Annotated in this window: 12 protein-coding genes; 8 read left to right on the plus strand and 4 right to left on the minus strand. The window is 57.5% G+C overall.

Annotated elements, in window-relative coordinates:
- Position 1: 1 nt before the first annotated feature.
- From folK to V6P94_RS23830, 8 genes are all read left to right on the plus strand, one after another.
- A complete protein-coding gene (gene folK, locus V6P94_RS23795) occupies positions 2-484 on the plus strand; it encodes a 2-amino-4-hydroxy-6-hydroxymethyldihydropteridine diphosphokinase (RefSeq protein WP_133078291.1) in 483 nt (160 codons plus the stop codon).
- Between the two features lie 222 nt (positions 485-706).
- The gene (gene panB / locus V6P94_RS23800; RefSeq protein WP_133078292.1) at positions 707-1,507 is read left to right on the plus strand and encodes a 3-methyl-2-oxobutanoate hydroxymethyltransferase; all 801 of its coding nucleotides are present in this window, start codon (positions 707-709) and stop codon (positions 1,505-1,507) included.
- Complete coding sequence (panC, locus tag V6P94_RS23805; protein ID WP_133078293.1) at positions 1,504-2,364, plus strand: pantoate--beta-alanine ligase; 861 nt, start codon at positions 1,504-1,506, stop codon at positions 2,362-2,364. The genes panB and panC overlap by 4 nt, the downstream gene beginning before the upstream one ends.
- A 262-nt stretch (positions 2,365-2,626) precedes the next feature.
- Entirely contained in the window at positions 2,627-4,291 is a 1,665-nt protein-coding gene (gene pgi, locus V6P94_RS23810; RefSeq protein WP_133078294.1) for a glucose-6-phosphate isomerase, read from the plus strand.
- A 52-nt stretch (positions 4,292-4,343) separates the two neighbouring features.
- Entirely contained in the window at positions 4,344-5,225 is an 882-nt protein-coding gene (locus V6P94_RS23815; protein WP_219262444.1) for an oxygenase MpaB family protein, read from the plus strand.
- 167 nt (positions 5,226-5,392) lie between these two features.
- The gene (locus V6P94_RS23820; protein ID WP_219262443.1) at positions 5,393-6,574 is read left to right on the plus strand and encodes an acetyl-CoA C-acetyltransferase; all 1,182 of its coding nucleotides are present in this window, start codon (positions 5,393-5,395) and stop codon (positions 6,572-6,574) included.
- 162 nt (positions 6,575-6,736) lie between these two features.
- On the plus strand, positions 6,737-7,750 hold the full coding sequence (locus tag V6P94_RS23825) for a class I SAM-dependent rRNA methyltransferase (RefSeq protein WP_133078297.1): 1,014 nt from the start codon (positions 6,737-6,739) through the stop codon (positions 7,748-7,750).
- Between the two features lie 87 nt (positions 7,751-7,837).
- Positions 7,838-10,750 carry a DUF748 domain-containing protein gene (locus V6P94_RS23830; protein WP_338648820.1) on the plus strand — a complete coding sequence of 971 codons (2,913 nt, stop codon included), beginning with the start codon at positions 7,838-7,840 and terminating at the stop codon, positions 10,748-10,750.
- A gap of 277 nt (positions 10,751-11,027) precedes the next feature.
- Here V6P94_RS23830 and V6P94_RS23835 read toward each other — a convergent pair whose 3' ends face one another.
- The 4 genes from V6P94_RS23835 to truB all read right to left on the minus strand — a co-directional run bounded on the left by V6P94_RS23835 (position 11,028) and on the right by truB (position 15,350).
- Complete coding sequence (locus V6P94_RS23835; RefSeq protein ID WP_219262441.1) at positions 11,028-11,381, minus strand: BON domain-containing protein; 354 nt, start codon at positions 11,379-11,381, stop codon at positions 11,028-11,030.
- Between the two features lie 289 nt (positions 11,382-11,670).
- Entirely contained in the window at positions 11,671-13,776 is a 2,106-nt protein-coding gene (gene pnp / locus V6P94_RS23840) for a polyribonucleotide nucleotidyltransferase (protein ID WP_133078299.1), read from the minus strand.
- Positions 13,777-14,000: 224 nt separating this feature from the next.
- The gene (gene rpsO, locus V6P94_RS23845; RefSeq protein WP_019825926.1) at positions 14,001-14,270 is read right to left on the minus strand and encodes a 30S ribosomal protein S15; all 270 of its coding nucleotides are present in this window, start codon (positions 14,268-14,270) and stop codon (positions 14,001-14,003) included.
- Between the two features lie 162 nt (positions 14,271-14,432).
- On the minus strand, positions 14,433-15,350 hold the full coding sequence (gene truB / locus V6P94_RS23850; RefSeq protein ID WP_133078300.1) for a tRNA pseudouridine(55) synthase TruB: 918 nt from the start codon (positions 15,348-15,350) through the stop codon (positions 14,433-14,435).
- Between the last annotated feature and the right edge of the window lie 2 nt (positions 15,351-15,352).

A 15,352-nucleotide genomic window follows, 5' to 3' on the forward strand; every position in this document is an offset into this window, starting at 1 on the left:
GATGGAGCGCGTCTACATTGGAATGGGCAGCAACTTGGCCGCCCCTGAAGAGCAATTGCGCAGTGCCGTCCAGGCACTGGCGCAATTGCCTGACTCCCGACTCGTCGGGGTGTCGGCGTTCTATCAAAGCGATTCATTGCTACCCGGTCAGCCGCGCTACACCAATGCCGTGGCCGCCATCGACAGCACGCTGCCACCTCTGGACCTGCTCGACGCACTGCAAGCCATCGAGCTAGATCAAGGTCGCGAACGCCACGAACGCTGGGGCCCACGCACCCTGGATCTCGACATTTTGCTGTTTGGCGATCGCCTGATCGACGAACCCCGCCTCAAAGTCCCCCACTACCACATGCACGCCCGACCTTTTGTGCTCTACCCCCTGGCTGAAGTGGCGCCAGCATCCCTGAAACTCGCCGATGGCCGTAGCCTGTCGCAATTGCTGGCCGACTGCCCATTCATCGGGCTTGAGCGCATCACCGCTTAAGCTGAAACGAATCAATAACCGGGTAACACCTTTGCGGTAACACCCGGAATTGACTTCCTGTGAGCTCGTCACGACTATAGGCATCCCGCTGCCATCCGCTGGATGGCGCAATGTGAAAAGCAGGCTTTATAAGCGCCCTCTATAAAGGTGTGCCTGTTCATAACGATGAATCACACGCGTTACTCGCAGTGGTTATCACACTGCCTGACGAGGATCCTTTTCATGCCAGCTATTACCCTGACCACCCTGCAAAGCCTTAAGCAAAAAGGTGAAAAAATCACCATGCTGACGTGCTATGACGCCACCTTTGCCCATGCCTGCAATCAGGCCGGTGTTGAAGTGTTACTGGTAGGCGACTCCCTGGGCATGGTTCTACAAGGGCATGACAGCACATTGCCTGTGACGACCGCCGACATGGCTTACCACGTGGCTTGCGTCAAACGCGGTAACCAGGACGCCCTGATTCTCGCAGACATGGCCTTCATGGCGAATGCGACCCTGGAACAAAGCCTGAACAACAGCGCGCTGCTGATGAAAGCCGGCGCGCACATGGTCAAAGTCGAAGGCGCCGTGTGGCTCGCCGAATCGATTCGCGCCATGACCGAACGAGGTATCCCTGTGTGCGCGCACATGGGTCTGACCCCGCAGACGGTGAACGTACTGGGCGGTTACAAAGTTCAGGGACGCAACGAAAACCAGGCGCGCCAGATGCGTGCCGACGCCATTGCCCTGGAGCAAGCAGGCGCAGCCATGCTGCTGCTTGAGTGCGTACCGAGCGAACTGGCGGCAGAAATCACCCACGCAGTGAAAATCCCGGTGATCGGCATTGGTGCCGGCAGTGACACAGACGGACAGGTCCTGGTGCTGCACGACATGCTCGGCCTGTCGCTGACGGGTCGTGTGCCCAAGTTTGTGAAGAATTTCATGACCGGCCAGCCTGACATCCAGTCCGCCCTGAGTGCCTACGTCACTGAAGTCAAAGCCGTCAGCTTTCCTGCTACCGAACACGGGTTCTCTGCATGAACACAGTTAAAACCGTTCGCGAATTGCGCGCCGTTATCGCCCGTGCACGCCGCGAAGGCAAACAAATAGCCCTGGTTCCGACCATGGGCAATCTGCACAGCGGTCATGGCGCCCTGGTTACCACCGCCGCGCAACAGGCTGACTTTGTAGTGGCCAGCATTTTTGTAAACCCGCTGCAGTTTGGTGCCAACGAAGACCTCGCCACCTATCCGCGCACTCTGGCGGCCGATCAGGAAAGACTCCTGCAGGCAGGTTGCCATTTGCTGTTTGCCCCAACCGTCGAGGAAATGTACCCCAACGGCATGGAGGGCCTGACCCGTGTTACTGCCGCCAAGTTGAGCAATGAACTGTGCGGCAGCCGTCGCCCGGGGCATTTCGATGGCGTGACCACGGTGGTCAGCAAACTGTTCAATATGGTTCAGCCTGATCTGGCGATCTTTGGCCAAAAGGACTACCAGCAGCTGGCAGTCATTCGTGCAATGGTCAACGACCTCAACTTTCCGATCCAGATCATCAGTGAACCGACCGTACGCGCCGAAGATGGCCTGGCCCTGTCTTCGCGAAATGGTTACCTGAGCGAAGAGCAGCGTGCCCTGGCACCTGCGCTGTACCGTCATTTGAGCGAGATGGCTCACGCCATTGAAGCTGGTGAGCGCGATTACCCGGCATTGGTCAGCCAGCATCTGGCGCAGATCGAAGCCATCGGCTTTCGCCCCGACTACCTGGAAGTGCGTCACGGCCAGACTTTGCTCCCGGCCACGGCCACTGATCGTGACCTGGTGATTTTGGTCGCGGCTTTTATGGGTGCCACCCGTTTAATCGACAACGTGCACTTAAACCTCGACAGCGCGCTCTGACAGAGCCGACTGCGCGGACCCGCGGAATGACCCGCACTCCATAAAGAAACACTGAAACGATTCAGCTCGTGTGACACAGCGGTGACAAAAGTTACCGTTTGTTGTCAGACAAAGCCAAGACAGAAGCAGGCGAGAGAGGTACTGTAATCGCCCTGCTTCTAGCTGACGTGCAGAATCAGACCGACCGGGCACCTCGATAATAAAAAGGTGCAGGCGTTTTCAGTGTCCAAAGGCAGTTCAAGCAAAAAGGATATCCGCAGCGATGGCGTACTACCGCACCCCTCATGACGTTACCGCTCTGCCCGCTTGGCAAGCGTTGAAACTCCACCGCGCTGACATGCAAAATTTCAGCATGCGCGACGCGTTTAACAGCAACCCCAAACGTTTTGAAGAATTCACCCTGAGCAGCTGCGGGCTGTTTCTGGACTACTCGAAAAACCTGATCACCAACGAGACCCGCGACCTGTTGGTCAATCTCGCCAACGAGGTCGATCTCAAAGGCGCGATCAAGTCGCTGTTTGGTGGCGAAATCGTCAACGCCTCTGAAGGCCGTCCAGCCTTGCACACCGCGCTGCGCCGCCCGGTTGCCGACAAACTGTCGGTGAACGGCGTGAACATCATGCCCGAGGTGCATAAAGTCCTGAACCAGATGACCGAGCTGGTCGGCAGGATTCACGACGGTCTGTGGCGTGGTTACACCGAAAAACCGATCACCGATATCGTCAACATTGGCATTGGTGGCTCTTTCCTGGGCCCCGAGCTGGTCTCTGAAGCGCTGTTGTCCTACGCCCAAAAAGGGGTGCGTTGCCACTACCTGGCAAATATCGACGGCAGTGAATTCCATGAACTGACCGCCAAATTGCGCGCCGAAACCACGCTGTTTATCGTTTCGTCCAAATCCTTCAACACCCTCGAAACCCTGAAAAACGCTCAGGCTGCCCGGGCCTGGTACCTGGCCCAGGGCGGTTCGGAAGCAGAGCTGCATCGCCACTTTATCGCCGTATCGAGCAACAACGCGGCCGCTGTGGCCTTCGGTATTCGCGAAGAGAACATCTTCCCGATGTGGGACTGGGTCGGCGGGCGTTACTCGCTGTGGTCGGCCATCGGCTTGCCAATTGCCCTGGCAATCGGCATGTCCAACTTCAAGGAGCTTCTGTCCGGTGCCTACACCATGGACCAGCACTTCCAGACCGCTCCGTTTGAACAGAACATGCCTGTGCTGATGGCCGCACTGGGTGTCTGGTATGGCAATTTCTGGGGCGCACAAAGCCACGCGATCCTGCCGTACGACCACTACCTGCGCAACATCACCAAACACTTGCAACAGCTGGACATGGAGTCCAACGGCAAAAGCGTGCGCCAGGACGGCACTCCGGTGTCCACCGACACGGGTCCTGTCATCTGGGGCGGCGTAGGCTGCAACGGTCAGCATGCGTATCACCAGTTACTGCATCAGGGCACCCAGCTGATCCCGGCCGATTTCATCGTGCCGATCGTCAGTTTCAACCCTGTGGCCGATCACCATCAGTGGCTGTATGCCAACTGCCTGTCGCAAAGCCAGGCTCTGATGCTGGGTAAAACCCGCGAAGAAGCCGAAACTGAATTGCGCGACAAAGGCATGGCCGAAGAAGAGGTGCAAAAACTCGCACCGCACAAGGTGATTCCAGGCAACCGTCCGAGCAATACCCTGGTGGTTGAACGCATCAGCCCGCGTCGTCTGGGCGCGCTGGTTGCGCTGTACGAGCACAAGGTCTTTGTGCAAAGCGTGATCTGGGGCATCAACGCCTTCGACCAATGGGGTGTCGAGCTGGGCAAGGAACTGGGCAAGGGCGTTTACAACCGCCTGGTCGGCAGCCAGGAAGAGCCGGCCGACGATGCTTCGACCCAAGGTCTGATCAACTACTTCCGCGGTCGCCATCGCGGTTGATTGATAGCCAGCCAGTCTTCACCGACTGGCTGGCACCATCGAGAAAGGCATCATGGAACTTATCCGCCGCCCCATCGAACGCCAGATCATGAGCCTGACCGGGCTCTCCCTCGGCCAGCTCGACCTCGAAAACCCCAAGGGCGATCCCGGCCTGTTTGGCCCGGACTCCATCAGTTGGCAGGTACATGGTGATTTCACCAGCATGCTGATTGGCGGCATCAGCGCCTTGATGCTGCAAGCCTTGCACCCACTGGCCCTGGCCGGGGTGTGGGACCACTCCAATTTTCGTCAGGACATGCTGGGTCGGTTACGCCGCACCGGGCAGTTCATTTCTGGAACCACTTTCGGTGCCACCGGTGATGCCAACTGGCTGATCGACAAGGTGCGTACCATCCACCTGCAAGTCACCGGCACCGGCCTCGATGGTCGCCCCTATGCCGCCAGCGACCCCGAATTGTTGACTTGGGTGCATGTGGCAGAGGTCAGCAATTTCCTCGCCGCCCACTTGCGCTATCGCAACCCCCATTTATCCGGTGCAGATCAGGATCGTTACTACGACGAAATAGCCATGATCGCTGAACGCCTGGGCGCTACAAACGTTCCGCGCTCACGCCAGCAAGTGACCGACTACCTCGAGGCAATCCGTCCACAATTGCTGTGTGATGAGCGTAGCCACGAGGTGATTCGCCTGCTGCTCAATGCTCCCTCCCCCAGCCTGCTGGCCAAACCCTTTGGCGCGCTGATGATGAAGGCCGGGATTGATTTGCTGCCTGACTGGGCCAGCGATCAACTGGGACTGCACCAGCGTCCTCTGATTCGCAAGCTGGTGCGGGCCGAAGTGAACAGTACGGCGCCGATCCTTCGCTGGGCCGTGCGCAATGGCTCCGTGCAACGAGCACGGCGGCGCATGGGGCTGAGCAACAAAAGCCTGTAGTCGCTGCCGAGGAACGCAGGCTGCGATACAACTGCAACGACCAATCTGACGGACTGTACCGATGCAATCGTAGCCTGCGGCAGCGACTACACCCATGGGTGAATTTCATGCCACCATGCCCGCCTGACTCCGAGCACAACACTCCAAGAATAAAGAGGACTCTAGCAATGCAAGATGTCGTAATCGTTGCCGCTACCCGCACTGCCGTTGGCAGTTTTCAAGGCTCCCTGGCCCATGTACCCGCCGTGGAACTGGGCGCTGCGGTCATCCGCCAGTTACTGGTGCAAACCGGGCTGGATGGCACTCAGGTCGACGAAGTGATCATGGGCCAGGTACTGACCGCCGGGGCCGGGCAAAACCCTGCTCGCCAGGCTGCAATCAAGGCCGGGCTACCCTTCGCGGTTCCTGCCTTGACCCTCAACAAAGTCTGCGGCTCGGGGCTCAAGGCCCTGCACCTGGCCGCCCAGGCGATTCGTTGCGGCGATGCAGAGGTGATCATTGCCGGCGGACAGGAAAACATGAGCCTGTCCAACTACATCATGCCCGGTGCCCGCACCGGCCTGCGCATGGGCCACGGCCAGATCGTCGACACCATGATCAGCGATGGCCTGTGGGATGCGTTCAACGACTACCACATGGGTATCACTGCAGAGAACCTTGTGGATAAGTACGACATCAGCCGTGAAGCGCAAGACGCCTTTGCCGCCGCCTCGCAACAAAAAGCCACGGCAGCTATTGAAGCCGGGCGCTTTGTCGATGAGATCACCCCCATCCTGATCCCGCAGCGCAAAGGCGATCCGATCGCTTTCGCCACCGACGAACAGCCTCGCGCAGGCACCACTGCCGAGTCGTTGGCCAAGCTTCGTCCAGCCTTCAAGAAGGACGGCTCCGTGACCGCGGGTAATGCATCCTCACTCAATGACGGCGCAGCCGCAGTGATGCTGATGAGTGCCACCAAGGCCAAAGCCCTTGGCTTGCCGGTGCTGGCCAGGATTGCCGCCTACGCCAACGCTGGCGTAGACCCGGCCATCATGGGTATCGGTCCTGTGAGCGCCACTCAGCGCTGCCTGAGCAAGGCAGGCTGGAGCCTTGAGCAACTGGACCTGATCGAAGCCAACGAAGCGTTCGCGGCACAAGCGCTGGCAGTGGGCAAAGAGTTGAACTGGGACGCGAGCAAGGTCAACGTCAACGGAGGGGCTATTGCCATTGGCCACCCGATTGGAGCGTCGGGCTGCCGTATCCTCGTCACCCTGCTCCACGAAATGATCAAGCGCGACGGGAAAAAAGGCCTGGCAACCCTGTGCATTGGCGGTGGCCAGGGCGTGGCGCTGGCGATCGAGCGGGAGTAACCGCACACCCTGTGGGAGCGGGCTTGCTCGCGATGCAGACTACTCGGTCTGTCGGTCAAGCCGCGCGGATACGATCGTGAGCAAGCCCGCTTCCACACTGAAGTTTCGTACACCCTATTCTGCTAAACTGCCGCGCCTTATCTATCCCCCAAGGCGCATGGCATGTCTTCCTTGAATCAGGCGCTGCGCGCCGCCCTCGATAACCGTCACGACCTGTTGGCCGAGCTGCATGCTCAGGGCACTGACTGCTATCGCCTGTTCCACGGCAGCCAGGAAGGCGCTGGCGGACTGACCATCGACCGCTACGGCCCGCAACTGCTGGTGCAAAGCTTTCATCAGCGTCTTGAGCGCGATGATTTGCTGCAACTGCATGACGCGATCAATCGTCACTTGGGCCTCGACCTGTTGCTGGTTTACAACGACCGCTCCCAGGGCAATTCACGCATTGATCGCGAAGATACCGTGTACCGCGCTGAAGATGCCGCACTCGAAGACACCGTCGGCCACGAATGGGGGCTGAAGTACCGCGTGCGCGGGCGCCATGCCGGGCAAGACCCTCTGTTGTTTCTCGACCTGCGCAACGCTCGCGGCTGGGTCAAACAACACAGTGCCGGCAAAAGCGTACTCAACCTCTTCTCCTACACTTGCGGCGTGGGCCTGAGTGCGGCTGCGGGTGGCGCCCGTGAAGTCTGCAATCTCGATTTCGCCGAGGGTAACCTCGCGGTGGGCCGGGAAAACGGCCTGCTGAACCCTCAATTGCCCAAGATGAAGTTCGTGCAGTCCGACTATTTTGCAGCCATCCGCCAACTGGCCGGCTTGCCGATTATTCAACGCCGCCACAAGCTGCCCGCCTACCCGCGACTGGATCAACGTGAATATGATCTGGTGTTGCTTGACCCCCCTGCATGGGCCAAAAGCGCATTCGGCACAGTCGATCTGCTGCGCGATTACCAAAGCCTGCTCAAGCCTGCGGTGTTGACTACCGCCCCGGACGGCGTGCTGATTTGTTGCAACAACCTGGCGAAGGTCAGCATGGACGACTGGCGCGAACAGGTTTTGCGCTGTGCCGAGAAGGCAGGCCGCCCGGTTCGCGACTGGCAAGTATTGACCCCGGCCAGTGACTTCCCGTCCCAGGATCAGCAGCCACCGTTGAAAACCTTGATCCTTCAGTTTTAAAACATCCTCTGAGTACAGCGTTCGTCTCGGAACCAGAAACGCGTGCCATACTCAAAGGCACTCCGACTGCTATAGACGACGCCCTACATGCTCAAAGGATTGATCCGCGCCATCGGCACCGTGCTGATTGCTATCGCGCTGTACAGCGTGCTTGGCTTCCTGATTTTGCCGGGCATTGGCCTGCGCATCATCAACCAGCAGCTTGCCAACTACGCCACGGTGCCCGCCAAACTCGACCGGCTGGAATTCAACCCTTTCAGCCTGGAGCTGACACTGTGGGGGTTCAGGACCGGCGAACCAGGCAAGGAACAGATCGGTTTTGAACGGCTGTACGTCAATCTTCAGCTCGATAGCCTGTGGACAAAAGCGTTGCACCTGGCTGAAGTCCAACTGGACAAGCCCAAGACCGAGGTGCTGTTCAACAAGGATGGCTCACTCAATCTGACCCAACTGTTCAAGTTGCCGGCCAGCGAACCTGCCCCGAGCGAACCCGACAGCAAACCGTTCCCTGTGCGCCTCGACAGCATCAAGCTGGCTGACGGCTACCTGCACTTCACCGATATGCGTCCCGGCGAACCCATTGAATTTTTGTACGACTCAATGGACCTGGAGCTGAAAAACCTCAGCACCCTGCCCGATGACAACGCCGACATGACCCTGGTGGCTGTCGGCCCGGCGGGCGGGCGTATTGACTGGAGCGGCACGTTAAGCCTGGTGCCTATAGCCTCCACCGGCAAACTGAAAGTTACCGATGGCCAGATGAAGGTCTGGTGGCCTTATGTACGCGATGCCCTGCCACTGGTACTGGAAGATGGCGTGCTGAATTTCAGCACCGATTACAGCCTGAACCTGTCCAAAGAAACCGAGATGGTGCTGACCAATGCCTCGGCCAGCATTGCTCCGTTCAAGATCAACGCTCCAGACGGGCGCCCCCTGGTACGACTGGAGCGCCTGGATGTCAGTGACACCCGCGTGGATCTGGCCAAGCAGCAAGTCGTCGTCGGCAAGATCAACAGCCGCAACCTCGAAACCTGGGCCACCCGCGAGAAGGATGGCCAGCTTGATTGGCAAAAACTGTTTGCCACTCCAGCCACAAAGGCACCGTCCAAAAAAGAACAAGTCGTCACGGTTGAAGCACCAAAATCAGCACCCGTAGCACCGGGCAAGCCGTGGGAAGTGCTGCTTAAGGATGTTGAATTACGCGACTATCGCGTACACCTCGCCGATAAAGAGCCCAAAACCCCGGTAGCGCTGGATATCGGTCCGCTTAACTTGAACCTGCAGAACTTCGACAGCCTGAACCGCTCGCCCTTCACCCTCAAACTGGATACCGGTGTGGGCAAGCAAGGCAAGCTTGACGCCAGTGGCGACGTCAACCTGAGCCCGGTGAGTGCCAGGCTCAAGGTTACAACCAAGGACATCGACCTGCGTATCGCCCAGGCCTACATCGATCCGTTCATACGACTTGAACTGCGCAGCGCCATGCTCGGCAGCGACCTGGCGGTCGATCTCAAAAGCACCGAGCCACTGGCCTTTACCGTAGAGGGCCGTGCACAGGTCGATCAACTGCACACGCTGGACACACTCAAAGACCGCGACTTCCTCAAGTGGCAAAAACTGGTGCTGGAGGACGTGAAATACCAGCACGGCGATAGCTTGTCGGTGACCAGGGTCAACTTCGAGAAGCCGTACGTGCGCTTCATGATCAACGACGACCGCACCACCAATATTGATGACCTGCTGATCCCCCAACCCGCAGGCAGCACCGCCAAGAGCACCGCCAGCAAGGACAAGCCGCTGGGCATTCACATAGGCGCGATTGCGATCAACGACGGCTCGGCCAACTTCGCCGACTTCAGCCTGACACCCAACTTCCAGACAGCCGTTCAACAGCTCAACGGACAGATCGGCACCATCGATAGCCGCAATGCCAAGCCCGCCCCGGTGAATATAGCGGGTAAGGTCGACCGTTATGCCCCGGTGACCATCAAGGGCAGCGTCAACCCGTTTGACCCGATGGCAAGCCTGGATATCGCCACCAGCTTCAAGCGTGTCGAACTGACGACATTGACGCCCTACTCCGGCAAATTTGCCGGCTACCGTATCCGCAAGGGTCGGCTGAACCTTGATCTGCACTACATGATCACCAAGGGTCAGCTCAAGGCCGAGAACAAACTGGTGGTCGAGCAATTGCAGCTCGGGGAGAAAGTCGACAGCCCCGATGCGGTTGATCTGCCGATCAAACTGGCAATTGCTTTGCTCAAAGACACGGACGGCAAGATCTCCATCGAGCTGCCGATCAGCGGCGACCTTAACAACCCGCAATTCAGTGTGATGCCCATTATCTGGCAGACCGTGCGCAATCTGGTGCTGCGTGCCGCCCAAGCCCCCTTCAAGTTCATTGGCGGCCTGATCAATGGTGGCGGCGCCGAAGACCTGGGCACGGTTTCATTCGCGCCAGGATCAAGCGAGCTGAGCCCTGAGGCGCAAAAAGCGCTGACCACCCTGGCCCAGGCGTTGAAAGAACGCCCCGCCTTGCGCCTGGAGATCGAAGGGACTGCAGCACAGAGCAGTGATGGCCCTTTCATTGCGAAAGAACGTCTTGAGCGCGAGTTCCAGTACAACTACTACAAGATCCTCCAGCGCCGTGGTGACAAAGTCCCGGCCAAGGCGGGTTTGCTGACCGTGCCGGATGATGAGAAAGGACCGTTGCTCGAAGGCATCTACCGCACCCGTCTCAAACAGCAGCCGCCTGCAGAATGGAAAGACCTGAGCCGTGACGAGCGCGCGGCCAAAATGACCGATGCATTGATCGACTTCTGGAGCAAAAGCGAAGTGCTGTTGCGTCAACTCGGCCAGGACCGCGCAAGCAGCATCAAGGACTTCCTGGTGGACAAAGGCCAGTTGGCTGATGAGCGCGTGTACTTTATCGATGCCACGTTGGGTGAAGCAGAGAGTGATGGCCGGGTGATTTCGCCTCTGCATCTGGATAGCGAGTAAGCGTGCCGGCAAAACCTGTAGTCGCTGACGAGGCAAGAGGCTGCGATTAAGGGCACCACCACAAGGTCGGGGCTGCTACGCACCCCATCGCAGCCTCGTGCCTCGTCAGCGACTACATATTCAGCAGAAATAGAACAGCCCCCGACGCAAGCGCCGAGGGCTGTAATGGCCACATCCATATGGCCGTCGCATGAACCTTGTTTCAAAGCCTGCGGGCGTACTGCTCAAATCACCCGCTGCGGCTTTGTTTCCCCCGGTTCTACGAAATGAGGGGTGTTTATTCGGCTTTCAGGCCATCAGCCGAGACAGCTTTAACGCCTTTGATCTTTTTGGTGATGGCAACAGCGATGTCTTTTTGAGCTTCGGTCACTGGGACCATCGAGGAAAGGGAAACAACACCTTTGTTTGTCTCAACTTTGATATCGGTGCCCGGAATGCCTTTTTCAGTCACCAGGTCAGCTTTCACTTTGGTGGTGATCCAGGTGTCAGAAGTGGCTTCCTTGGCTTTAGTTACTTCGCCAGCAGCGACGACCATCGGTGCCTGTGTAGTCGCTTGAGCAGCAAATGCAGCGTTGGCCATGGTCAGGGTCAGAGCGGTGGCAGTTGCAGCAGCGATAGCGAACTTCTTCATACGAGTAACTCCTGTCTTCTTTAAAATCTGCGCCGTCTTATGGCAGCAGGGTTATCTCTACTATTGCAGGGCCTGTGCCAACTTTTTAAGATAAATTAATCCTTATAAATCAATGGCTTACGATTTATCTCCACAATGGCGATCGTGCAGAATGCATGACGCCCTGCAAATTTGCATGCAAGTTGCGGGTTTCCACTCATGGCCTATCGCCCATTGGCGCTGACTTTTCGTCGCCCATAAAAAAAGGATCCCGAAGGATCCTTTTTTGTAACGCGGGTATCGGGGGCTATTACGCTTCCGATGCCTTGGCAGCAGCTACGTCCTTGATGGACAGCTTGATACGGCCGCGGTTATCCACGTCCAGTACCAGTACTTCAACTTCCTGACCTTCTTTAAGAATGTCAGTCACTTTCTCAACGCGAGCGTCGCTCAGCATGGAGATGTGAACCAGGCCGTCCTTGCCAGGCAGGATGTTTACGAATGCGCCGAAGTCGACGATACGCTCAACCTTGCCCACGTAGATCTTGCCGATCTCGGCTTCAGCGGTGATGCCCAGAACGCGCTGACGCGCTGCTTCTGCAGCTTCTTTGGTTTCGCCGAAGATCTTGATCGAACCGTCGTCTTCGATATCGATCGAAGCTTTGGTTTCTTCACAGATTGCACGGATGGTCGCGCCGCCTTTACCGATGACATCACGGATTTTGTCGGTGTCGATCTTCATCGCAATCATGGTCGGAGCGTTGGCCGACAGTTCGTTGCGCGATACGGCAATGATCTGGTTCATCTGACCCAAGATGTTCAGGCGAGCGTCCAGAGCTTGGCCCAGTGCGATCTCCATGATTTCTTCGGTGATGCCCTTGATCTTGATGTCCATCTGCAGCGCGGTAACACCTTTGGCGGTACCGGCTACTTTGAAGTCCATGTCGCCCAAGTGATCTTCGTCACCCAGGATGTCGGTCAGGACAGCGAATTTCTCGCCTTCTTTAACCAGACCCATGGCGATACCGGCAACCGGTGCCTTCATCGGAACACCAGCGTCCATCAGTGCCAGGGAAGCACCACACACCGATGCCATCGAGCTGGAACCGTTGGATTCGGTGATTTCCGATACAACACGGATGGTGTACGGGAACACGTCGGCAGCAGGCAGCATGGCCTGAACCGAACGGCGGGCCAGACGGCCGTGACCGATTTCGCGACGACCGGCGCCACCCATACGACCACACTCACCTACCGAGAACGGAGGGAAGTTGTAGTGCAGCATGAACGGGTCTTTTTTCTCGCCTTCCAGGGTGTCCAGCAGTTGTGCGTCACGGGCAGTACCCAGCGTTGCAACAACCAGAGCCTGAGTTTCACCACGGGTGAACAGAGCAGAACCGTGGGTCTTCGGCAGAACACCTACTTCGATGTTCAGAGGACGAACAGTCTTGGTGTCACGGCCATCGATACGCGGCTTGCCGTTTACGATGTTTTCGCGAACGGTGCGGTATTCGATTTCGCCGAAAGCAGCTTTGACTTCGCTGGCAGAAGGCTGGCCTTCTTCACCGGACAGCTTGGCTACAACCTGATCCTTCAACTCGCCCAGACGTGCGTAACGGTCTGCCTTGACGGTGATGGTGTAAGCCTGGGAGATCGCTTCGCCGAACTCGGCACGGATAGCGCCCAGCAGTGCGGTAGCTTCCGGGGCAGCAGCCCAGTCCCACGTTGGTTTTGCAGCTTCGGCAGCCAGCTCTTTGACAGCCTGGATCACTACCTGGAATTCGTCGTGGGCAAACAGTACTGCGCCCAGCATCTGGTCTTCGGTCAGCTCTTTGGCTTCCGATTCAACCATCAATACGGCTTCCGAAGTACCGGCAACGACCATGTCCAGGCTCGAAGCAGCCAGTTGCTCGTAAGTCGGGTTCAGCAGGTAGCCGGTGCTTTCGTGGTAAGCAACGCGGGCAGCGCCGATCGGACCATCAAAAGGAATACCGGAGATAGCCAGGGCTGCCGAAGTACCGATCATCGCAGCGACGTCCGGATCGGTTTTCTTGCTGGTGGACAGAACGGTGCAGACAACCTGCACTTCGTTCATGAAACCTTCTGGGAACAGCGGACGGATCGGACGGTCGATCAGACGCGACGTCAGGGTTTCTTTCTCGGAAGGGCGACCTTCACGTTTGAAGAAACCGCCTGGGATTTTACCCGCGGCGTAGGTTTTTTCTTGGTAGTGAACAGACAGAGGGAAGAAGCCCTTGCCTGGATCAGCTTGCTTGGAGCCGACAACAGTCACCAACACGCTGACGTCGTCGTCAACGGTGACCAATACTGCGCCGGAGGCCTGACGGGCGATACGGCCAGTCTCTAGAGTAACGGTCGACTGACCGAACTGAAATTTTTTGATAACCGGGTTCACGGTGTCCTACCTTCTTTGTGGCTCTTGGGGAACGGGTTTCTTGCGAAAGTCATGCGCAACATCGGGTATTGACCCGACTCAAGATGCTTACGAAAACAGCCCGCGCGGCAAGCTTTCGTAAGAATCCGGCTAGTCCAGATAAAACTTGAGGCTGGAAGCCTGCCGTACGCCTGCGGAAAATCCGCAAACGCACGACAGACAACCAGCCTCTAGCAACATCGCTATTAGCGACGCAGACCCAGGCGAGCGATCAGCGTTTTGTAACGCTCAACGTTTTTGCCTTTGAGGTAGTCCAGCAGCTTACGACGCTGGTTTACCATGCGGATCAGACCACGACGGGAGTGGTGATCCTTGATGTTTGCCTTGAAGTGACCTTGCAGCGTGTTGATGTTAAAGGTCAGCAGTGCAACCTGCACTTCTGGAGAACCTGTATCACCTGGAGCTTGCTGGTAGTCAGCTACGATTTCTGCTTTGTGTTCAACTGTAAGTGCCATTTGGCTTTCCTTTCAATTAGGGCCTGCTTGCGAACAAGACAGATCCAATAGGCCGAGGACAAATCCTCGTATTTAAAAGTGAGATGTGACCGTGCCTAATAACAGCCACCCTCATTCCAGTCTGCCCCAAGAGTATTACATCCCGATGCAGCCTGGTTTCGGTCATTCCGACCGAATCAGTCGACGCGGCGCGATGCGCCCGTCTTCGCTCACTTCACCGATACCGATAAAGCGACCGTTGTGATCTTGTACTCGTACCATACCGAACTTCGGGGCATCAGGAGCACGAACCGGTTGGCCATTGAGCCAATAGAACGCACTGTGTTCCGAGAAGTGCAGTAATGGCCAGTCCAGCAAGCCACTGTCCGATGGCATAAGGAAGCGATCAACCGCTTCGTTGCCGCCTTCGGCATGCACAGCTTCCAACTCTTCCAGCGTCACCGTTTGGGCCAGGCTGAAAGGTCCAGCGTGTGTACGACGCAGCTCTGCAACGTATGCACCGCAACCCAGTTGCTCACCGATATCTTCCACGAGGGTACGGATATAGGTGCCTTTGGTGCAGTCGACGGCCAAGCGCGCAGTGTCACCTTCGCTGGCCAGCAATTCGAGGCGGGTAATAGTAACAGAACGTGGTTCACGCTCCACCACTTCGCCTGCACGGGCCAACTTGTAAAGCGGCTGTCCGTCTCGCTTGAGTGCAGAGTACATCGGCGGTATCTGACTGATTTTCCCACGAAAACTAGGCAAAACAGCTTCGATATCGGCGCGACCAACGGTCACTGGACGTGTCAGCAAAACATCGCCTTCAGCATCTGCAGTCGTGGTGGTCTTGCCCAATTGCATCAGGGTTTCATAACCCTTGTCGGAATCGAGCAGGTATTGCGAAAACTTGGTGGCTTCGCCAAAGCACAACGGCAAGACACCGCTGGCCAATGGATCTAGGCTACCGGTGTGCCCTGCCTTCTCGGCATTGAGCAGCCAGCGAACTTTCTGCAGGGCCGCGTTGGAAGTGAATCCAAGCGGCTTGTCGAGCAGGATGATGCCGCTGACGTTACGACGGATACGCTTGACCTGAGCCACCG

This window comes from Pseudomonas sp. ML2-2023-3, from assembly GCF_037055275.1.
Classification (GTDB): domain Bacteria; phylum Pseudomonadota; class Gammaproteobacteria; order Pseudomonadales; family Pseudomonadaceae; genus Aquipseudomonas.

Bases quoted from the DNA above. Each gene is read 5' to 3' on its own strand.
- rpsO (WP_019825926.1), bottom strand. From the start codon at position 14,270: ATGGCACTTACAGTTGAACACAAAGCAGAAATCGTAGCTGACTACCAG.
- V6P94_RS23835 (WP_219262441.1), bottom strand. From the start codon at position 11,381: ATGAAGAAGTTCGCTATCGCTGCTGCAACTGCCACCGCTCTGACCCTG.
- V6P94_RS23830 (WP_338648820.1), top strand. From the start codon at position 7,838: ATGCTCAAAGGATTGATCCGCGCCATCGGCACCGTGCTGATTGCTATC.
- folK (WP_133078291.1), top strand. From the start codon at position 2: ATGGAGCGCGTCTACATTGGAATGGGCAGCAACTTGGCCGCCCCTGAA.
- V6P94_RS23815 (WP_219262444.1), top strand. From the start codon at position 4,344: ATGGAACTTATCCGCCGCCCCATCGAACGCCAGATCATGAGCCTGACC.
- pgi (WP_133078294.1), top strand. From the start codon at position 2,627: ATGGCGTACTACCGCACCCCTCATGACGTTACCGCTCTGCCCGCTTGG.
- V6P94_RS23820 (WP_219262443.1), top strand. From the start codon at position 5,393: ATGCAAGATGTCGTAATCGTTGCCGCTACCCGCACTGCCGTTGGCAGT.
- panB (WP_133078292.1), top strand. From the start codon at position 707: ATGCCAGCTATTACCCTGACCACCCTGCAAAGCCTTAAGCAAAAAGGT.
- panC (WP_133078293.1), top strand. From the start codon at position 1,504: ATGAACACAGTTAAAACCGTTCGCGAATTGCGCGCCGTTATCGCCCGT.
- V6P94_RS23825 (WP_133078297.1), top strand. From the start codon at position 6,737: ATGTCTTCCTTGAATCAGGCGCTGCGCGCCGCCCTCGATAACCGTCAC.